The organism is Rhizorhabdus sp. GW822-FHT03C02 (assembly GCF_058801765.1).
Genome location: NZ_JBXANN010000006.1, coordinates 20,654 through 40,582 on the forward strand (window position 1 = coordinate 20,654; position 19,929 = coordinate 40,582).

Genomic DNA, 19,929 nt, shown 5'->3' on the forward strand with positions numbered 1-19,929 from the left:
CAAAAGGATTCGCCGGGACTGTGCGGAATCTCACACCGGGGCGCCATAATCATCCCTCGCGACAGGGTTATTGCAGGCGGTGCTTTGGCATATGCGACGAAGCCTGCTATCGGCGCCCCGAAATCCTCGCATTCAGAGAACCCCGTGACCGTTCCGATTGACCGCATCCGCAATTTTTCGATCATTGCCCATATCGACCATGGCAAGTCGACCCTGGCCGACCGGCTGATCCAGCGCACCGGCGGGCTGACCGAACGCGAGATGTCGGCGCAGGTGCTCGACAATATGGACATCGAGAAGGAGCGCGGGATCACGATCAAGGCGCAGACCGTGCGCCTGAACTACACCGCCAAGGACGGCCTCGAATATACGCTCAACCTGATGGACACGCCGGGGCATGTCGACTTCGCCTATGAGGTGAGCCGCAGCCTCGCCGCCTGCGAGGGCGCGCTGCTGGTGGTCGACGCCGCGCAGGGGGTCGAGGCGCAGACGCTGGCCAATGTCTATCAGTCGATCGAGCATGATCATGAGATCGTGCCGGTGATCAACAAGATCGACCTGCCCGCGGCCGAACCCGACAAGGTGAAGAAGGAGATCGAGGACATCATCGGCCTGCCCGCCGACGATGCCGTGCTCGCCAGCGCCAAGTCGGGGATCGGCATCGACGAGGTGCTCGAGGCGATCGTCACCCGCATTCCGCACCCCAAGGGCGATCGCGACGCGCCGCTCAAGGCGATGCTGGTCGACAGCTGGTACGACCCCTATCTCGGCGTCGTCATCCTGGTGCGCGTGGTCGAGGGCGTGCTGAAGAAGGGCCAGCAGATCAAGTTCATGCAGCACGGCACGCTGCACCTGGTCGACCGCGTCGCCTGCATGCGCCCCAAGCTCGAACAGCTGAGCGAGCTGGCCGCGGGCGAGATCGGCATCATCACCGCGCAGATCAAGGAAGTCTCGCAGACCGCGGTCGGCGACACGATCACCGATGCGAAGAAGCCGACCGCCGAGCCGCTGCCGGGCTTCAAGGAAGTCCAGCCGGTGGTGTTCTGCGGGCTGTTCCCGGTCGATGCCGCCGATTTCGAGAAGCTGCGCGACAGTCTCTACAAGTTGCGCCTCAACGATGCCTCGTTCAGCTTCGAAGCCGAATCGAGCGCGGCGCTGGGTTTCGGCTTTCGCTGCGGCTTCCTCGGCCTGCTCCATCTCGAGATCATCCAGGAGCGGCTGACCCGCGAATATGATCTCGACCTGATCACCACCGCGCCGTCGGTGGTCTATCGGATCCAGCTTGCCCACAACAAGGGCGAGATCGAGCTCCACAACCCCGCCGACATGCCCGACATCATGCAGATCGGGTCGATCGAGGAGCCGTGGATCGAGGCGACGATCTATGTCCCCGACGAATATCTCGGTTCGCTGCTCAAGCTGTGCCAGGACCGGCGCGGCATCCAGAAGAACCTGACCTATGTCGGCGGCCGCGCGCAGATCACCTATGAGCTGCCGCTCAACGAGGTGGTGTTCGACTTCTACGACCGGCTGAAGTCGATCAGCCGCGGCTATGCCAGCTTCGACTATCACCAGATCGGCTATCGCGAGGGCGACCTCGTCAAGATGACGATCATGGTCAATGGCGAGGCGGTCGACGCGCTCAGCATGATCGTCCACCGCGGCACCGCCGAATCGCGCGGCCGCGGCATGTGCGAGCGGCTCAAGGACCTGATCCCGCGCCATCTGTTCAAGATCCCGGTGCAGGCCGCGATCGGCGGCAAGGTCATCGCCCGCGAGACGATCGCGGCGATGCGCAAGGACGTCACCGCCAAATGCTATGGCGGCGACGCCAGCCGCAAGCGCAAGCTCCTCGACAAGCAGAAGGAGGGCAAGAAGCGGATGCGCGAATATGGTTCGGTGAGCATCCCGCAGGAAGCCTTCATCGCCGCGCTGCGGATGGGGGATGAGAATTAGGCCGAGTGTTCGCTGACTGCCGCATCGTCCTCGATACGGCGGTCACGCGATCGCTTATTTCGCCAGTTCGCCCAAAGCGCGCCTGCGGCGCACCATGACTGCGCGGGCGACGGTGACCTGGCGTTGGTGATCATGCGCGACGGCACCACCCCCGGTCGATCGACCTTCGCCTATCGCCGCGGACACCCCGATTTCGTCATTCTCCGGTCGCTTGTCCATGATGCGACTATAGCGCTACGCCGCTGAAAGACGAAATCGGATCGTGAATGGGATGGGTCGACATGAATGACGACGAGCGCGCCGCGAAAGGCAATGCTACCTTCCGCGAGGTGATGGGGATCGCCGAGGGCGAGCTTCCCGCGACCTCGCCGTTCAAGGCGGCCGCGCGCGATATCCTGTTCGCCGAGGTGTGGAGCCGGCCGGGGCTGGACCGGCGGTCGCGGCGCTGGATCACCCTGGCGGCCGCGGCCGCCGCCGGATCGTCGATCGCGGTGAGGACCTACGCCCGTGCGGCGGTCGCCAGCGGCGACATCAGCATGGCCGAGCTGCGCGAGTTCGCGCTGCAGCTCGCCATGTTCCAGGGTTTCCCCAAGGGAGTCGAGGTCGACATGATTCTCGACGAGCTCGAAGCTGCCCGACCGACTGTTTGAAAAATGCGCGTAAGAGCGCATTTTCGAGGCGGCACCAGCCCGCTCCTCCGCCCGACCTCCGACAGCGTATCCTGAATGGGAGGTCGGGCGGGGGAGCGTCGCCTTCTTCGGGTGCGATATGCCTCCGGCATATCGCAGGCCATGCTGGGAGCATGGCCGACCCGAAGACGTCTGACGCTGGCTGGTGCCGCATGCGCCAAAGGCGCATCTCAAACGGCCTGATTTACCGCGTCATCGGGCCTATTGCTCCCGCCGCGCAATCGGCCTATATCGCGGCTACTTCTCGACATTGGAAACACTGCCGGGGCCGCTAGCGAAAGCTTGCGGCGACGAACTCTCTTGCGTTCTATTGTGAGGTGGCATGGCGGATATCGCCGCGATTGTTAAGCTGATCGAACCCGAGGTGGAAGCCCTGGGGCTGGCGCTCGTGCGCGTGCAGATGAACGGCGGCAAGAGCGATCCGACCCTGCAGATCATGGCCGAGCGGCCCGACACGCGGCAGCTCGACCTCAGCGATTGCGAGGCGCTGTCGCGGCGGATTTCCGACAAGTTCGACGAGCTCGATCCGATCGAGGAAGCCTATCGACTCGAGGTCAGCTCGCCCGGCATCGATCGGCCGCTGACCCGCCCGCAGGACTGGTCCGACTGGGCCGGGTTCGAGGCTCGGGTCCGGGTGGCGCCGCCGATCAACGGGCGCAAGCAGTTCGATGGGCGGATCCAGGGCCGCGATGGCGACTCGGTGACGCTCTATGTCGAGCGGCTGGGCGAGGTCGATGTGCCGATCGCGCAGATCATCCAGGCCAAGCTGGTGCTGACCGACGCCCTCATCAAGGCCACCGCGCCGCTCTCGACCGAGGGCGCGGACAAGATCGTTGAAGACGCGCCGCGAAGCGGCGACAGCAAGATTCAAACGGAAGGATAATCATCGTCATGGCCACCGCCATTTCCGCCAACAAGGCCGAACTGCTCGCGATCGCCGATTCGGTCGCCCGCGAGAAGCTGATCGATCGCGAAATCGTGATCGAGGCGATGGAGGACGCGATCCAGCGCGCGGCCCGTGCCCGCTACGGTGCCGAGAACGATATCCGTGCCAAGATCGACCCCAAGTCGGGCGACATGCGCCTGTGGCGCGTCGTCGAAGTGGTCGAGCTGGTCGACGACTATTTCAAGCAGGTCTCGGTCGCCGACGCGCAGAAGCTGCAGAAGGGCGCCGACGTCGGCGACTATATCGTCGATCCGCTGCCCCCGATCGAATTCGGCCGCATCGCCGCCCAGGCCGCCAAGCAGGTGATCTTCCAGAAGGTCCGCGATGCCGAGCGCGAGCGCCAGTATGACGAGTTCAAGGATCGCGCCGGCGAGATCATCACCGGCGTCGTCAAGCGGGTCGAATTCGGCCATGTCGTCGTCGACCTCGGTCGCGCCGAAGGCGTGATCCGCCGCGACCAGCAGATCCCGCGCGAGGTCGTTCGCGTCGGCGATCGCGTCCGCTCGCTGATCCTCAACGTCCGCCGCGAGAATCGCGGGCCGCAGATCTTCCTCAGCCGTGCGCACCCCGACTTCATGAAGAAGCTGTTCGCGCAGGAAGTGCCCGAAATCTACGACGGCATCATCGAGATCAAGGCCGCCGCCCGCGATCCGGGCAGCCGCGCCAAGATCGGCGTCATCAGCCATGACAGTTCGATCGATCCGGTCGGCGCCTGCGTCGGCATGAAGGGCAGCCGCGTCCAGGCGGTCGTCCAGGAGATGCAGGGCGAGAAGATCGACATCATCCCCTGGTCGCCCGACACCGCGACCTTCGTCGTCAACGCGCTGCAGCCCGCCCAGGTCGCCCGCGTCGTCATCGACGAGGAGGACAGCCGCATCGAGGTGGTCGTTCCCGACGACCAGCTGAGCCTCGCGATCGGCCGCCGCGGCCAGAATGTCCGCCTCGCCAGCCAGCTCACCGGCTCGGCGATCGACATCCTGACCGAGGCCGACGCCAGCGAGAAGCGTCAGAAGGAATTCGTCGAGCGTTCGGAGATGTTCCAGAACGAGCTCGACGTCGACGAGACGCTCGCGCAGCTGCTGGTCGCCGAAGGCTTCGGCGCGCTCGAAGAGGTCGCCTATGTCGAGCTCGACGAGCTCGCGACGATCGAAGGCTTCGACGAGGAACTGGGCGCCGAGCTGCAGAGCCGTGCGCAGGAAGCGCTCGACCGCCGCGAAGCGGCGGCCCGCGAGGAGCGCCGCGCGCTCGGCGTCGAGGACGCGCTGGGCGAACTGCCCTATATCAGCGAAGCGATGCTGGTGACGCTGGGCAAGGCGGGCATCAAGACGCTCGACGATCTTGCCGACCTGGCGACCGACGAGCTGATCCAGAAGAAGCGCCCCGAGCAGCGCCGCCGCAACAACAGCCCCGATCGTCCGAACAACGATCGCCGCGACCGGGCCGAGCGCGAGGACATCAAGGCCGGCGTACTCGCCGACTATGGCCTGTCCGAAGAGCAGGGCAACGAGATCATCATGGCCGCCCGCGCCCACTGGTTCACCGACGAGGCCGAAGGCTGATGCCGTTCGTCGACATCCGTCTGGCGGGCAGCGCCACGCGCGAGCAGAAGGCCGCGATCGTCGCCGACGTGACCCGGTCGCTGGGCGAGCATCTCGGCAAGCCGGCCGCGGCGGTGCAGATCAACATCACCGAGCTGTCCACCGAGAATTACGGATCGGGGGGCATTCTCATCGCGGACCGGGCGCCCAGCCCGGCGCCGACGCAGGAGGTCGCTTCTGCGGATGGCAAAAGATGAGCAGCGAAAAGGCATAAGCCGCCGTCCTTCACCCCTTCCGGTCACGGAAGGGGCAGGGGCGGCCGACTCTTTCGCAGACGGGGCCGTGGAGGCCGGCGCGGAAGCGCCCGCCGGCCGTCCGGCGAAGCATGTTCCCGAACGCAAATGCATCCTGTCGGGCGAGCATGGCGCGCGCTACGACCTGATCCGGCTCGCGCTCGGTCCCGACGGATCGGTGCTGCCCGATCTGCGTGCGAAGGCGGGTGGACGCGGTGCCTGGATCGGGGTCGATCGGGTGACGCTGGAGGCCGCGATGGCCAAGGGCCGCCTCAAGGGGGCGCTCGCCCGCGCCTTCAAGACCGGCGAATTCACCATTCCGGCCGAACTGCCGCAGATGATCGAGGACGGCTTGCGCCGTGCCGCGCTCGACCGGCTCGGGCTCGAGGCGCGCGCCGGCGCGCTGCTCGCGGGTTCGGACCGGATCGCCGAGGCCGCGCGCCGCGGTCAGGTCGATCTGCTGCTCCATGCCGCCGATGCCTCCGAAGACGGCCGCCGCAAGCTCGACCAGGCTTGGCGGGTGGGGCGCGATGAAGAGGGAAGCGGCGCGCGGGGCATGGTAATTCCGGCAGACCGCACCATATTGTCGATGGCGCTGGGACGCGAAAATGTGGTACATGTGGCGCTGACCGCGCCGGCGTCCGCTGCGCGCGTCTCGACCGCGTTTGGCCGCTGGTGCGGCTTTTTAGGACGTTCGAGTGGTACCGAGCCTTGCGGAGTCGCTCCGCAGGGTCCATCGGCGCCAGCTAAGTGAAGTGAAGGGTTCGGTTATAATATGAGTGATAACGACAAGCCGAAGCTGGGCATGCGTGCACCGCTGGGCCTCAAGCGGACGGTCGAGACCGGTCAGGTGAAGCAGAGCTTCAGCCATGGCCGTTCGAACACCGTGGTCGTCGAGGTGAAGCGCCGCCGTATCCTGGGTCGGCCGGGCGAAGCCGAGCCCCATGTGACCGAGGAAGCCCCTGCACCGGTGGCGGCCCCAGCGCCAGCGCCCGCTCCGGTCGCCACGCCGGCCCCTGCACCGGCGCCCGCGCCCGCACCGGTGGTCGCCGCACCGGCGCCTGCCCCCGCGCCAGCGCCGGTTGTGGCGCCCGCCGCGCCGGCGACGCCCGTCGTCGAGACCCCCGCACCGGCCCCGGTCGCTGTGGCGGCTCCTGCGCCGGTCCGTGCTCCAGCGCCCGCACCGGTCGCGCCGGTCGCACGCGCGCCCCAACCGGTGGTCTCGCGGCCGACCCGCGCGCTGACCCCGCTCGAACGGCGCGAACAGCAGGAACGCCTGCTGCGCGAGGCCGAGGAAGCCCGCATGACCGCGCTCGAGGAAGCGCGCCGCCGCGAGGATCGCGCCAAGCAGGACGCGACCGAGGAAGAAAAGCGCCGCGCCGAGGATAATCGCCGCGCCGCCGAGGAAGCCGCCGCCGCGGCTGCTGCGGCACCGCCGCCGGCTCCGGCCGAAGCCGCCGCTCCCGCCACCGCCGAGGCTCCGGCCGAAGGCGGCGACGCCGCCCGTCCCGGCGTTCCGGCACCGCGCCGCTTCACCCCGGTCACGCCCGCCAAGCGTCCCGATCCCGCGCGTCCGCAGCAGCGCGACCGCAAGGGCGACGACCGCCGCCAGTCGGGCAAGCTCACGGTCACCCGCGCGCTCGACGACGATAGCGGCGCGCGCGCGCGCTCGCTCGCTGCCCTCAAGCGCTCGCGCGAAAAGGACAAGCGCGCCCACCAGTCGGGCAGCGTCCAGCAGAAGCAGGTCCGCGACGTCGCGGTGCCCGAGACGATCACCGTCGGCGAACTCGCCAACCGCATGGCCGAGCGTGGCGCGGACCTGGTGAAGGCGCTGTTCAAGATGGGCATGCCCGTCACCGTCAATCAGTCGATCGACCAGGACACGGCCGAGCTGCTCGTCACCGAGTTCGGGCACAACATCAAGCGCGTGTCCGACAGCGACGTCGATCTGGTCGCCTCGGACGATATCGACGCCGACGACACGATGCAGTCGCGTCCGCCGGTGGTCACGATCATGGGCCATGTCGATCACGGCAAGACCTCGCTGCTCGACGCGCTGCGCGGCACCGATGTCGCCTCGGGCGAAGCCGGCGGCATCACCCAGCATATCGGCGCCTATCAGGTGACGGTGGCGGACGGATCGAAGATCACCTTCCTCGACACCCCGGGCCATGAAGCGTTCAGCGACATGCGCGCGCGCGGCGCCAACATCACCGACATCGTCGTGATCGTGGTCGCCGGCGACGACGGCCTGCGTCCGCAGACGATCGAGGCGATCAGCCATACCCGCGCCGCGGGTGTGCCGATGATCATCGCGATCAACAAGATGGACAAGCCGGGCAGCAATCCGCAGAAGGTCCGCGAGGCGCTGCTCCAGCACGACGTCCAGGTCGAAAGCATGGGCGGCGACGTCCAGGAGGTCGAGGTTTCCGCGCTCAAGAAGACCGGCCTCGACGAACTGATCGAGAAGATCCAGCTTCAGGCCGAAGTGCTCGAGCTCAAGGCCAATCCCGATCGCTCGGCCGAAGGCACGGTGGTCGAGGCCAAGCTCGACAAGGGCCGTGGTCCGGTCGCGACGATCCTGGTCGGCCGCGGCACGCTGCGGGTCGGCGACATCTTCGTCGTCGGCGCCGAGAGCGGCAAGGTGCGCGCGCTCGTCAACGACAAGGGCCAGCAGGTCAAGGAAGCCGGACCCTCGGTTCCGGTCGAGGTGCTCGGCCTGTCGGGCGTCCCCGGCGCCGGCGATCCGCTGTCGGTGGTCGACAGCGAGGCCCGCGCCCGCGAGGTCGCGGCCTATCGTGCCAGCGTGCTGCATCAGAAGCGCACGACCTCGGCGCCGGCCAGCCTCGAGTCGATGTTCTCGGCGCTGCGCGAGAAGCAGGCTCAGCAATATCCGGTGGTGGTCAAGGCCGACACCCAGGGCTCGGTCGAGGCGATCGTGGGTTCGCTCAACAAGATCTCGACCGATCTGATCCAGGTGCGCATCCTGCATTCGGGCGTCGGCGGCATCACCGAGAGCGACGTGTCGCTGGCGGCGGCGTCGAAGGCGCCGATCATCGGCTTCAACGTCCGCGCCAATGCCAAGGCCCGCGAGATCGCCACCCGCGATCAGGTCGCGCTCAAATATTATGACGTGATTTACGATCTGCTCGACGAGATCCGCGCCGCGATGGCCGGCCAGCTTGGTCCGGAATATCTGGAGCATGTCGTCGGCCGCGCCGAGATCCGCGAGGTCTTCTCGGCCGGCAAGCATGGCAAGGCCGCCGGTCTGCTCGTGCTCGAAGGCTATATCCGCCAGAAGCTGCGCGCGCGTATCCTGCGCGACGACGTCATCATCTATAACGGCCAGATTTCGTCGTTGCGCCGCTTCAAGGATGACGTTCCAGAGGTTCGTGCGGGTCTCGAATGCGGCATCACGCTCGAATCGACGACCGACATCAAGCCGGGCGACATCGTCGAGACCTTCGAGGTCGAAGAGCGCGCTCGCACGCTGTAAGCCCTTAACCCTCTCCCGCTTGCGGGAGAGGGCAAGCAAGGAAAAAGCTCGCCATGGCGCGCCATAACGATACCGCCGAGGGAAAGTCGGTCCGCCTGCTGCGCGTGGGCGAACAGGTGCGCCATGCGCTCAGCGACCTGCTGATGCGCGGCGAGGTGCATGACGAGGTCTTGGCCAAGCATATGGTCTCGGTCACCGAGGTGCGGATGTCGCCCGACCTGCGCCACGCCGTCGCCTTCGTGAAGCCGCTGCTCGGCGAAGACGAGGAGGCGGTGCTCAAGGCGCTGCGCACCAACACCGCCTTCTTCCAGAAGGAGATCGCGCGGCGGGTGAACACCAAATATGCCGCGAAGCTCAAATTCGTCGCCGACGACAGCTTCGATGAGGGCAGCCATATCGACGCGCTGCTGCGCAAGCCCGATATCGCGCGCGATCTCACCGCCGAAGACGAAGACGAGGCGTAAGCGGCTTTCCCGGTCGTTCCGGCTGCGCCATGATGGCGTGCGCGGGGAATGAGAGGGAAAGCTCATGGGTCTCGAAGCCGTCTGTACCTGTTGTATCGACAATGAAGCCGCCGAAGCCAAGGCGCTGCTCGAGGCGCGCGAACTGATCCTGCGGGCGCCGTTCAAGCGGACCATCGCCATCGCCGCGATGGAGAATGTCCGGGTCGAGGACGACGAGCTGCTGTTCTCGGCCGGCGGCGCGCGGATCGCGATCGGGCTCGGCGCCGCGACCGCCGCCAAATGGGCGAAGAAGATCGCGACCCCGCCGCCGAGTCTCGCGGCGAAGCTGGGGATCGGCCATGCCAGCCTGGCGCTGGTGATCGGGCCGGTCGAGGATCCCGCGCTGGTCGAGGCGCTCGACCAGCATGTCGCCGCCGGCGCGGCCGACGCGAAATTGAGCCTTGCGGTCGTCGACAGCGCCGCCGCGCTCGATGCCGCGCTGGCCGCGCACGCGGCGCTGCCCGCCGGAAGCCCGATCTGGCTGGTCTATGTCAAGGGTGCGAAGGCCGGGTTCGGCGACGGCGCGGTGCGTGCGCATATGCGCGCGATCGGTTTCATCGACAGCAAAAGCTCGGCGGTATCCGACACATTGTCGGCGACGCGTTACGCCCGGCGCTGAGGTTCCCGTTGCCGTTCGGCGGCGTGCCGCTCGGCGACGTGGAGCAGGGCCTCGAGATCGTCGGGATCGACGTCGAGGATGTCGGGATAGTCGGCGATCGCCCGCCGCAGGTCGGCCCGGGAGAAATGGTCGCTCGGTGCGGGCAGCGCCTGCTTGGCGACATGCGGATAGCTGTGTCCAGAGAAGCGATGGAAGCCCCAGGCAGCGGCGGTGAGCAGGATCGCATCGATCGCGACCGGCATCAGCGCGAAGCCATAGCCCGCCGCGGCGACGTCGTGACCGCCGAACACCGCGGTCAGCGCGACCGCGCCGCCCGGTGGATGCAGGCAGCGCAGCCCGACCATCGCGATGATCGCGGCGGCGACCGCGACCCCGGCGGCGATCATCGGATCGGGCAGCAACCGCGCGACGGCGATCCCGACCAGCGCCGAGACGATGTTGCCGCCGATCACCGCGCGCGGCTGCGCCATCGGGCTTGCCGGCACCGCGAACAGCAGCACCGCCGCGGCGCCCATAGGCGCGATCAGCAGCGGCACCTGCGCATGGACGGCCAGACTGCGCAGCAGCAGGCCGATCGCGGCGATCGCCACCAGTGCGCCGAGGCCGGCGATCATCCGGTCGCGGGTTGCGCCATCGTCGGGAGTCGCGATCAGCATCGCATGATAGCGGCTCCAGCGGAATTTCACCCGCGGCAGGTCGGCGTCCGGCTTCTTCATGCCGGCGCCTATCCCAGATCGGCCCGATGCGGGCGAGAAAGATGTTCTTTGCCGGGCCGACCCATCTGGACGAAGCCGGGTCGGCTGGACGATGAGGGGCGATGGCCAAACTCTATTTCTATTATGCGGCGATGAACGCGGGCAAATCGACGACCCTCCTCCAGGCCGACTTCAACTATCGCGAGCGCGGCATGACGACGATGCTGTTCACCGCTGCGTTCGACGACCGTTTCCGTACCGGCGCGATCAGCTCGCGGATCGGGCTCGAGGCCGAGGCCAATCCGATCGAGGCCGATACCGACATCTTCGCTACGGTGTCGCGGGCGATGGCGGCGGGGCCGGTCGGCTGCGTGCTGGTCGACGAGGCGCAATGGCTGAGCCGCCACCAGGTCTTCCAGCTGTCGGCGATCTGCGACGAGCTCGACATTCCGGTGCTGGCTTACGGCCTGCGCTCCGATTTCCGCGCCGAGCTCTTCCCGGGCAGCGCGGCGCTGCTGGCGATCGCCGATTCGCTGGTCGAGCTGAAGGCGATCTGTGCGTGCGGTCGCAAGGCGACGATGAACCTCAGGGTCGATGCCGATGGCAAAGCCGTCACCGAAGGCGCGCAGATCGAGGTCGGCGGCAACGAGCGCTATGTCGCGCTGTGCCGGCGGCATTTCATGGCCCAGATGGGCTGGGCGGGCAGGGGAGGCCGGATATGCGGGTGACCAAGCGGACGATCCTGGTGCTGGCGCCGCTCGCGCTTGTCGGCTGCGCGACCGTCCCGTCGGGCCGCCCGGTGCCGGTCGCACAGGTCCAGGCGCTGATCCCCGGCCAATATGATCCGGGCAATCCGTTCGCGAAGATCATCCGCGGCGAGCTGCCCGCGGCCAGGGTCTATGAGGATGACCGGGTGGTCGCCTTCATGGATCACAAGCCGGTCGAAAAGGGCCATGTGCTGGTGATCTCGAAACGGTCGACGGCGCGGAACCTGCTCGAAATCGACCTCGCCGATCTCGACGATGTCCTCGCGGTGGCCCGCCGCGTCGGCCAGGCGCAGATGAAGGCGCTGGGCGCGCAGGGTTTCTCGATCGAGCAGAATAACGGCTATGGCCAGACGGTCTTCCACCTCCACGTCCATGTGATTCCGCGCTACAAGGGGCAGCCCTGGGGCGAGAAGGGCGTCGAGCAGCGCGATGTCGCCGAACTCGCCGACGAGGCCGCGCGGATCGGCGCGGCGATGCCGGCGCGCTGAGGGGGGCCGGGTCAGCAAGGGTTCAGCCGACTCGTGGCAGGAGCGACGGCATGAGGAAATATGGTTTTTCGCTGATCGTCCCTATGCTGGTGCTGGCCGGCCAGGCGACGGCCGCCGAACCGAAACAGGCCCGGATCCCTTTCGCCGACACGATCCGCGAATGGCAGACCGACAGCATCTCGAGCCTCTATCTGCGCGCCGACGGCAAGCAATGGTATCGCGCCGAGACGATGGGGCCCTGCATCGGGCTCGATATCGCCAATGCCGTCGGTTTCGATCCCGGTCGCGGGTCGGGCAGCTTCGACAGCTATTCGACGCTGGTCGTCGGGGGACGCCGCTGCCCGCTCAAGAACCTGGTCGAAAGCGGTCCGCCACCGACCAAGGCCGAGAAGGCGGCGGCCCGCGCCGCCGCGAAGGCCGACCGGCCCGACTGACCATTTCGCTGGCCCGTGCGGGCCGTGACCGCTAGACGCGCCCGCCATGCATGGATGGATCATCATCGACAAGCCGATCGGGCCGGGATCGACCCAGATGGTGTCGGCGGTCAAGCGCGCGCTCCGGATCGGCGGCTACGGCAAGTACAAGGTCGGGCATGGCGGGACGCTCGATCCGCTCGCCTCGGGGGTGTTGCCGATCGCGATCGGCGAGGCGACCAAGCTCAGCGGGCGGATGCTCGACGCCGACAAGGCCTATGATTTCACGATCGGCTTCGGAGTCCAGACCGACACGCTCGATGGCGAGGGCAAGGCGGTCGCGGTCTCGCCGGTGATCCCCGATATTGCCGCGATCGCAGCGGTGCTGCCGCGTTTCACCGGACTGATCGAACAGGTGCCGCCGGCTTATTCGGCGATCAAGATCGACGGCGAGCGCGCCTATGACCGCGCCCGCGCCGGCGAGGAGGTCGAGATGAAGCTGCGCGCGGTGACGATCCACCGGCTCGACCTTGTCGGGGTGGACGGGCCGTTCGCGACCTTTTCGACCCGGGTGTCGAAGGGCACCTATATCCGCAGCCTCGCGCGCGACATCGCGGTGGCGGCCGGCAGCGTCGGCCATGTCACGATGCTGCGGCGGACCAAGGCCGGGCCGTTCACCCTCGAACAGGCGAATCCGCTGGACAAGCTCGACGAATTCGCTAAGGGCCAGCGGCTTGAAGAGATCCTCTTGCCGCTGACGGCGGGGCTGGACGACATCCCGGCTCTACCCGTCACCCCCGATCAGGCAAGGGCGCTCCGCGAAGGGCGAAGACTGATCGGGACCGCCGCCACCACCGGCCTCCATCTGGCGATCCTGGGCGATGAGCCCGTCGCGCTGGTCGAGGCGATCGGACCTGAGGTCCGGGTCGTGCGCGGTTTCAACATGAGCTGATGTCGCGAAGGAAGATACGAATGACGATTACCGCCGAGCGCAAGACCGCCGTGATTGCCGACAACGCCCGCAGCGATGGCGACACCGGCAGCCCCGAGGTCCAGGTTTCGATCCTGACCGAGCGCATCGCCAACCTGACCGAGCATTTCAAGACCCATGCGAAGGATAATCACTCGCGCCGCGGTCTGCTGATGCTGGTCAACAAGCGCCGCAGCCTTCTCGACTATCTCAAGAAGAAGGACGCGGACCGCTACACCGCATTGATCGCCAAGCTGGGCCTGCGCAAGTAAGCCCAAAGTTCCGAACGGCCCCCATGCGGGGCCGTTCGCATTTTCCGGCCAGCCGCAATTCGGCGATTGGCAGGGCGGCGGGCACAAGATCCCGTCACGGCGGGCCGAAGCAGGCCTGCCCCATATGATGGCCATCACAGAAACCCGGCCATCGGCATAGGCCCCGGACGCATAGGGCGTTCGGAGAGAAGGAACCCAGATGTTCGATATCAAGAAAGTTGAAATCCAGTGGGGCGGACAGACCCTCACCCTGGAAACGGGTCGTGTCGCCCGCCAGGCCGATGGCGCGATCATCGCGACCCTCGGCGAAACCGTCGTGCTGTGCGCCGTCACGGCCGCACGCAGCGTGAAGGAAGGGCAGGACTTCTTCCCGCTCACCGTCCATTATCAGGAAAAATATTCGGCCGCGGGCCGTATCCCCGGCGGCTTCTTCAAGCGTGAGCGCGGCGCGACCGAGAAGGAGACCCTGGTCTCCCGCCTGATCGACCGCCCGATCCGCCCGCTGTTCCCGGAAGGCTTCTACAACGAGATCAACGTGATCGCGCAGGTTCTCAGCTATGATGGCGAGAACGAGCCCGACATGCTCGCGATGGTCGCGGCCTCCGCGGCGCTGACGATCTCGGGCGTGCCGTTCATGGGCCCGATCGGCGCGGCGCGCGTCGGCTATGTCGACGGCGAATATGTGCTCAACCCGAATGTCGAGCAGATCAAGACCGGCGATCTCGACCTCGTCGTCGCCGCCACCGGCGACGCCGTGATGATGGTCGAATCTGAAGCCAAGGAGCTTTCGGAAGAGGTGATGCTGGGCGCGGTGCAGTTCGCGCACGCCGCCTGCCGCGAAGCCGTCAACGCGATCATCGACCTGGCCGAGCAGGCCGCGAAGGATCCGTGGGAAATGGCCCCCCAGGCCGACCTGACCGCCGCCAAGAAGAAGCTCAAGGACCTGATCGGCAAGGACATCGCCGCCGCCTACAAGGTGACCGACAAGTCCAAGCGTTCGGGCCTGCTCAACGAGGCGCGCGCCAAGGGCAAGGCGGCTTTCGCCGACGCCGCCCCGCAGGACCAGATGGCCGCCGGCAAGCTGATGAAGAAGCTCGAGGCCGAGATCGTCCGCGGCGCCATCCTCAAGGACGGCCAGCGCATCGACGGCCGCACCACCACCCAGATCCGTCCGATCGAGGCGATGGTGCACTTCTTGCCGCGCGCGCACGGTTCGGCGCTGTTCACCCGGGGCGAGACCCAGGCGATCTGCACCACCACGCTGGGCACCAAGGAAGCCGAGCAGATGATCGACGGCCTGACCGGCCTGTCGTACGAGAGCTTCATGCTCCACTATAACTTCCCGCCTTATTCGGTCGGTGAAGTCGGCCGCTTCGGCGCCCCGGGCCGCCGCGAAGTCGGCCATGGCAAGCTGGCGTGGCGCGCGCTGCACCCGGTGTTGCCGACCAAGGAGGAATTCCCCTACACGATCCGCGTCCTGTCGGACATCACCGAGTCGAACGGCTCGTCGTCGATGGCGACGGTGTGCGGCGGTTCGCTGTCGATGATGGATGCCGGCGTGCCGCTGAAGCGCCCGGTCTCGGGCATCGCGATGGGCCTGATCCTCGAAGGCAAGAAGTTCGCGGTGCTTAGCGACATCCTCGGCGACGAGGATCATCTCGGCGACATGGACTTCAAGGTGGCGGGCACGTCCGACGGCATCACCACGATGCAGATGGACATCAAGATCGCCGGCATCACCGAAGAGATCATGCGCGTCGCGCTGGCGCAGGCCAAGGAAGGCCGCGCGCACATCCTCGGCGAAATGTCGAAGGCGCTCGATTCGACCCGTACCGAGCTCAGCGCGCACGCGCCGCGCATCGAGACGATGTCGGTTCCCAAGGACAAGATCCGCGACATCATCGGCACCGGCGGCAAGATCATTCGCGAGATCGTCGCCACCACCGGCGCGAAGGTCGACATCGACGATGACGGCACCGTCAAGATCAGCTCGTCCGACACCGCACAGATCGAAGCCGCCAAGAACTGGATCATCGGCATCGTCGCCGAGGCCGAGGTCGGCAAGATCTACAACGGCAAGGTCGTCAACCTCGTCGATTTCGGCGCGTTCGTGAACTTCATGGGCGGCAAGGACGGTCTCGTCCACGTCTCGGAGATCAAGAACGAGCGGGTCGAGAAGGTCGCCGACGCCCTGACCGAAGGCCAGGAGGTCAAGGTCAAGGTTCTCGAGATCGATCCGCGCGGCAAGGTTCGCCTGTCGATGCGCGTCGTCGATCAGGAAACCGGCGAGGAACTGCCCGACACCCGTCCGCCGCGCGAAGGCGGCGATCGTGGCGATCGTGCTCCCCGCAGCGATCGTGGCCCGCGCCGTGACGGCGACCGTGGTCCGCGTCGCGATGGCGGCGATCGTGGTCCCCGCCGCGAAGGCGGCGATCGCGGCCCCCGTCGTGATGGCGGCGATCGCGGTCCGCGCCGCGAGCGTTCGGAAGGCGGCAATGATGACGGCCCCGCGCCCGATTTCGCCCCGGCCTTCCTGACCCGCGACGACGACTGAGGTCGAAGCCTCGGGACCCTATCAGGGTCACGCAATGAACGAGGGGAGCCTTTACGGGCTCCCCTTTTTCATGTGCGGGCTATTTCATTTCGTCCGTCTGGTGCACATGTTAGCGGAACAGCGCCGAGGGGAGACGCGACTCTATGCCGACGAATCAGGCCGACTGGATCCGCTATGGGGTCACCGGGCTCATCATCGGCATCGTCCTGTTCATCCGCTGGCGGCGCATGGGGCAGGTCCGCAAGCTGCGGCTCGAGACCTTGTGGATCATTCCGACGATCTTCACCGGCGTCGGCATCTTCCTGCTGATTCAGTTGCCGCCGCCGCCACTGGGCTGGCTGTGGATCGCGATCGCCCTGATCCTGGGCAGCGCGGTCGGCTGGCAGCGCGGCCGCTTCATCGCGATCGGGGTCGATCCCGAGACCCATGAGCTCAACCAGAAGACGTCGCCGGCGGCGGTGGTCTTCCTGGTCGCGCTGCTGGTCTTTCGCATGGCGCTGCGATCGTTGGTGACGATGGGCGATGAGCGCTGGCATCTGGGGGCAGGGCTGGTGGCCGACATCTTCCTCGCGTTCGCGGTCGGCGTGCTGACCGCCTATCGGGTCGAGATCTTCCTGCGCGCGCGGCGCCTGCTCGGCGAAGTACGGGGCGGATGACCGAAGCGTCGCCGGACGGGCGGCTGCTGGCAAACCTTCCGGCCAACGGGCGGAAGCGCCCGTTTGTCGACCTTCTGGAACGATTGCCGCTGGCCGGTGACGTTCCCGCATTCGGCTATGCGATGGCGGTGCTGTTCGCGCTCGGCGGACTGCTGCTCCGGATCGCCGCCGATCCGGTGATGCCCGCCGGCTTTCCGTTCGTGACCTTCTTCCCGGCGGTGATCCTGGCGAGCTTCCTGTTCGGCCGCGGCCCGGGCACCCTGGCCGGGATATTGTGCGGGCTGATCGCCTGGTACTGGTTCGTGCCGCCGTTCGGGGCGGTCAAGATGTCGGTGCCGGTCGCGGTGGCGATGGGTTTCTTCACCCTGGTGGTGGCGACCGACATCGCGCTGGTCCACTGGATGCAGCAGGCCAATGCCCGGCTGCGCGACGAGCGCGAGCGCAGCCGGGCATTGGCCGAGCGCAGCGACATCTTGTTCCGCGAACTGCAGCATCGCATCTCGAACAATCTCCAGGTGGTGGGCGGGCTGCTGTCGCTGCAGAAGCGCGACGTCGCCGATCCCGATGCCAGGGCCGCGCTCGACGAGGCGGCGCGGCGGCTCGGCCTGATCGGCCGGCTCCATCGCCATCTCCACGATCCGAGCGGCGAGCAGCTGCGCTTCGACGGCTTCGTCGGGCAATTGACTGCAGACCTGATCGATTCGAGCGGCCGCACCGATATCCACTTCGTCGTCGAAGCCGACGATTCGATCGCGCTCGAGGCCGATGCGGCGATACCGGTGGCGCTGATCGTCGCCGAGGCGGTGTCGAACGCGATCGAACATGGCTTTGCCGGCGGTCGCGCGGGGCTGATCTCGATCCATATCCGCGACCATGGCGGTGCGATCGACCTGACCGTGGTCGACAACGGCCATGGCCTGCCGCCGGGCTTCGCGCTGGCGAACAGCGACAGCCTCGGGCTGCGGCTCGCGCAGATGCTCGCCCGGCAGCTCGGCGGCGAGTTCAGCCTCACCCATGGCCTGGGGTCGGTGGCGCGGTTGCACCTGCCGCGATGAGAAGCACCGACCGTGCGCGGCGATTTCAGCTCCGCCGGAGGGCCTTCGACACCGCCCAGCCCATCGCCAGCCCCACGCAGAACAGATGCGAGAACAGCGCATTGCCGAACGCCCACAGGGTCGGCTTCGGATAGGAACCGAAGCGGGCGGGCATCACGATCCAGTACATCACCAGATAGATGGCGAGGCCATAGAGCATGCCTCCGACCAGCGGATGCTTCAGGATCGCCGGGATGCGGATCGCCGCGAGGGTGAAGATCGTCACCATCGCCGTCATCAGCGCATAATGGACCAGCACCCCGAGCAATGCGGTCGCCAGCCCGCCCTCCTTCATCGCGTCGCCGAACGGGCCGCTCGCGACGAAATGGAGCACCTGGACCGGGCCCACCCCTTTCACCGCGCTGAACCCGAAGGCGCTCAGCAGATCGAGCGTTCCCGCGACCGCGACTCCCGAAGCGATGGCGCGTGCGACTCGTTTCATGGCGAAAATCCTCCCCTGTATTGGGAGGCTAACACAGGCCTATAGCACCCGATAGGGCACGACATTGCGGATGTCGGCGTCGACCAGGATCGATCGGTCGGCGGGCGGGAAGGCGCGCTGGTCGCAGCTCTCGCGCGGGCATAGCCGGCACGAGACCCCGATCGGGGTCGCGGCGCCGGGATTGGCGAGGTCGAGCGCGTCGGCATAGATGAACTCGCGGGCATGATCGGCCTCGCAGCCGAGCGCGACCGCGAAGCGGCGGGGGGCGCGGGTGAAGCTGCCCGATGGTTTGACCAGCCCCTTCGCCATCGAGACATAGCGGACCCCGTCGGGCATTTCGGCGAGCTGGACGAGGATGCGGTCGGGGATCGCCACCGCCTCATGGACGATCCACAGCGGGCAGGCGCCGCCGAAGCGCGCGAACTGCAGCCGGGTCGCCGAATGGCGCTTGGTGATGTTGCCGGCCATGTCGACCCGGCAGAAGAAGAAGGGGATGCCGCGCGCGCCGGGTCGCTGCAGCGTCGACAGCCGGTGGCAGGCCTGTTCGAAGCTGACCCCGAAGCGCTGGCACAGCCGGTCGATATCGTGGCGGGTCGCGCGCGCGGTCTCGCGGAACCGGTCATAGGGCATCAGCAGCGCCCCCGCGGCATAGTTGGCGAGGCCGACCGCGAGCAGATTATAGGCCTCGGTCGAACGCAGCTTGGCCTGCCGCGCGACCGCGTCGATCAGCGGCCGGAACTCGATGAGCGCCAGCTGGTGCGCGATCATGAAGCGGCGGGTTTCGGCCGGCAGCGACGCGCCGATCGTCAGCAGCCCGCGTGCGCGATCGAAACGCCGCATCGTCCCGCTTTCGTCGGTCGACGACACCATGTCGATGCCATGGCGCGCCTTCAGGCAATGCGCGATCAGCGTCTCGGGCAGCGGCTGGGCGTCGAGCTCCTGCGCCAACAGTTCGGCGGCACGGTCGATCGTGTCGACATAGTTGCCGGCCTCGTGGAACCAGTCGCGCACCTCTTCCCAGGGCAGGCGGTCGTCGCCGGGCACCCCGCTGGCGATCCGGTCGTCGACCAGTTGCAGCCGCTCGTCGCTGCGCCGATAGGCATTGTGCAGCCGCACGAAGCGATCGGCGAACAGCGGCTGCTGCTCGACCATGCGGTGGAGCAGATCGGCACCGACCGGCTCGCCCGCGAACAGCGGATCGGCCATCGCCTCGCGCATCGCCGCCAGCCGGCTTTCGACATCGTCGGTCCGCGATGCGCCCCAGTCGATCGGGAAGGCGCGGGCCAGCGCCTCGGTCACCGCCGGGGTGACCGGGCGGTCGTCATTTTCGAGCTGCGACAAATAGCTGACCGACAGCGCCAGCCGCTCGGCCATCGCCGCCTGCGACAGCCCGCCGCGCAGGCGCAGCGCGCGCAGTTCATGCCCGGCGAACAGCCTGTGCCTCGTCCTGCGCGCCATCGGTCCTCCATTATGCAGAATCATGGTTCGCAATTCCGCAAATTCACATTTGCACTGGCCGGCAAAGATTGGAAAGGGAG

20 protein-coding genes are annotated in these 19,929 nt (G+C 67.1%); 17 read left to right on the forward strand and 3 right to left on the reverse strand.

Annotated features, from left to right (window positions below; all coding sequences use genetic code 11):
• The first annotated feature begins 144 nt into the window (after nt 1-144).
• From lepA to AC1RM6_RS16235, 9 genes are all read left to right on the forward strand, one after another.
• Nucleotides 145-1,956 carry a translation elongation factor 4 gene (gene lepA / locus AC1RM6_RS16195; protein ID WP_493102991.1) on the forward strand — a complete coding sequence of 604 codons (1,812 nt, stop codon included), beginning with the start codon at nt 145-147 and terminating at the stop codon, nt 1,954-1,956.
• A 281-nt stretch (nt 1,957-2,237) separates the two neighbouring features.
• The gene (locus tag AC1RM6_RS16200; protein ID WP_493102993.1) at nt 2,238-2,606 is read left to right on the forward strand and encodes a carboxymuconolactone decarboxylase family protein; all 369 of its coding nucleotides are present in this window, start codon (nt 2,238-2,240) and stop codon (nt 2,604-2,606) included.
• 361 nt (nt 2,607-2,967) lie between these two features.
• Nucleotides 2,968-3,528 (forward strand): ribosome maturation protein RimP, encoded by a 561-nt coding sequence (rimP, locus tag AC1RM6_RS16205; RefSeq protein ID WP_493102995.1) that lies wholly within the window; start codon nt 2,968-2,970, stop codon nt 3,526-3,528.
• A gap of 8 nt (nt 3,529-3,536) precedes the next feature.
• Entirely contained in the window at nt 3,537-5,150 is a 1,614-nt protein-coding gene (gene nusA / locus AC1RM6_RS16210) for a transcription termination factor NusA (protein WP_493102997.1), read from the forward strand.
• Nucleotides 5,150-5,386 carry a tautomerase family protein gene (locus AC1RM6_RS16215; RefSeq protein WP_493102999.1) on the forward strand — a complete coding sequence of 79 codons (237 nt, stop codon included), beginning with the start codon at nt 5,150-5,152 and terminating at the stop codon, nt 5,384-5,386. Before nusA ends, AC1RM6_RS16215 begins: the two co-directional genes overlap by 1 nt.
• An 85-nt stretch (nt 5,387-5,471) precedes the next feature.
• Nucleotides 5,472-6,176: a DUF448 domain-containing protein gene (locus AC1RM6_RS16220; protein WP_493103001.1), complete on the forward strand. Its 705-nt coding sequence runs from the start codon at nt 5,472-5,474 to the stop codon at nt 6,174-6,176.
• A 21-nt stretch (nt 6,177-6,197) separates the two neighbouring features.
• Complete coding sequence (gene infB, locus AC1RM6_RS16225; RefSeq protein WP_493103003.1) at nt 6,198-8,918, forward strand: translation initiation factor IF-2; 2,721 nt, start codon at nt 6,198-6,200, stop codon at nt 8,916-8,918.
• Between the two features lie 53 nt (nt 8,919-8,971).
• Entirely contained in the window at nt 8,972-9,382 is a 411-nt protein-coding gene (gene rbfA / locus AC1RM6_RS16230; protein WP_493103005.1) for a 30S ribosome-binding factor RbfA, read from the forward strand.
• 64 nt (nt 9,383-9,446) lie between these two features.
• Nucleotides 9,447-10,040: a hypothetical protein gene (locus tag AC1RM6_RS16235; protein ID WP_493103007.1), complete on the forward strand. Its 594-nt coding sequence runs from the start codon at nt 9,447-9,449 to the stop codon at nt 10,038-10,040.
• Here the strand turns inward: AC1RM6_RS16235 and AC1RM6_RS16240 are convergent.
• Complete coding sequence (locus AC1RM6_RS16240; protein WP_493103009.1) at nt 10,025-10,756, reverse strand: HPP family protein; 732 nt, start codon at nt 10,754-10,756, stop codon at nt 10,025-10,027. The genes AC1RM6_RS16235 and AC1RM6_RS16240 overlap by 16 nt on opposite strands.
• 101 nt (nt 10,757-10,857) lie before the next feature.
• On the opposite strand from AC1RM6_RS16240, the gene AC1RM6_RS16245 reads away from it, so the two are divergent.
• The 8 genes from AC1RM6_RS16245 to AC1RM6_RS16280 all read left to right on the forward strand — a co-directional run bounded on the left by AC1RM6_RS16245 (nt 10,858) and on the right by AC1RM6_RS16280 (nt 17,910).
• Nucleotides 10,858-11,463: a thymidine kinase gene (locus AC1RM6_RS16245; RefSeq protein ID WP_493103011.1), complete on the forward strand. Its 606-nt coding sequence runs from the start codon at nt 10,858-10,860 to the stop codon at nt 11,461-11,463.
• Entirely contained in the window at nt 11,454-11,990 is a 537-nt protein-coding gene (locus AC1RM6_RS16250; protein ID WP_493103013.1) for an HIT family protein, read from the forward strand. The genes AC1RM6_RS16245 and AC1RM6_RS16250 overlap by 10 nt, the downstream gene beginning before the upstream one ends.
• A gap of 50 nt (nt 11,991-12,040) precedes the next feature.
• Entirely contained in the window at nt 12,041-12,424 is a 384-nt protein-coding gene (locus AC1RM6_RS16255) for a DUF6491 family protein (protein ID WP_493103015.1), read from the forward strand.
• A 46-nt stretch (nt 12,425-12,470) separates the two neighbouring features.
• Nucleotides 12,471-13,355: a tRNA pseudouridine(55) synthase TruB gene (gene truB, locus AC1RM6_RS16260; RefSeq protein WP_493103017.1), complete on the forward strand. Its 885-nt coding sequence runs from the start codon at nt 12,471-12,473 to the stop codon at nt 13,353-13,355.
• A 20-nt stretch (nt 13,356-13,375) separates the two neighbouring features.
• On the forward strand, nt 13,376-13,645 hold the full coding sequence (gene rpsO, locus AC1RM6_RS16265; protein WP_493103019.1) for a 30S ribosomal protein S15: 270 nt from the start codon (nt 13,376-13,378) through the stop codon (nt 13,643-13,645).
• 199 nt (nt 13,646-13,844) lie between these two features.
• Entirely contained in the window at nt 13,845-16,199 is a 2,355-nt protein-coding gene (pnp, locus tag AC1RM6_RS16270) for a polyribonucleotide nucleotidyltransferase (protein ID WP_493103021.1), read from the forward strand.
• A 143-nt stretch (nt 16,200-16,342) separates the two neighbouring features.
• A complete protein-coding gene (locus AC1RM6_RS16275; RefSeq protein ID WP_493103023.1) occupies nt 16,343-16,855 on the forward strand; it encodes a CcdC protein domain-containing protein in 513 nt (170 codons plus the stop codon).
• A gap of 83 nt (nt 16,856-16,938) precedes the next feature.
• Nucleotides 16,939-17,910: a sensor histidine kinase gene (locus AC1RM6_RS16280; protein WP_493103025.1), complete on the forward strand. Its 972-nt coding sequence runs from the start codon at nt 16,939-16,941 to the stop codon at nt 17,908-17,910.
• 25 nt (nt 17,911-17,935) lie between these two features.
• On the opposite strand, the gene AC1RM6_RS16285 is transcribed toward AC1RM6_RS16280, so the two are convergent.
• On the reverse strand, nt 17,936-18,391 hold the full coding sequence (locus AC1RM6_RS16285; RefSeq protein WP_493103027.1) for a hypothetical protein: 456 nt from the start codon (nt 18,389-18,391) through the stop codon (nt 17,936-17,938).
• A gap of 39 nt (nt 18,392-18,430) precedes the next feature.
• Nucleotides 18,431-19,849 carry a helix-turn-helix domain-containing protein gene (locus tag AC1RM6_RS16290; RefSeq protein ID WP_493103029.1) on the reverse strand — a complete coding sequence of 473 codons (1,419 nt, stop codon included), beginning with the start codon at nt 19,847-19,849 and terminating at the stop codon, nt 18,431-18,433.
• Nucleotides 19,850-19,929: the final 80 nt, after the last annotated feature.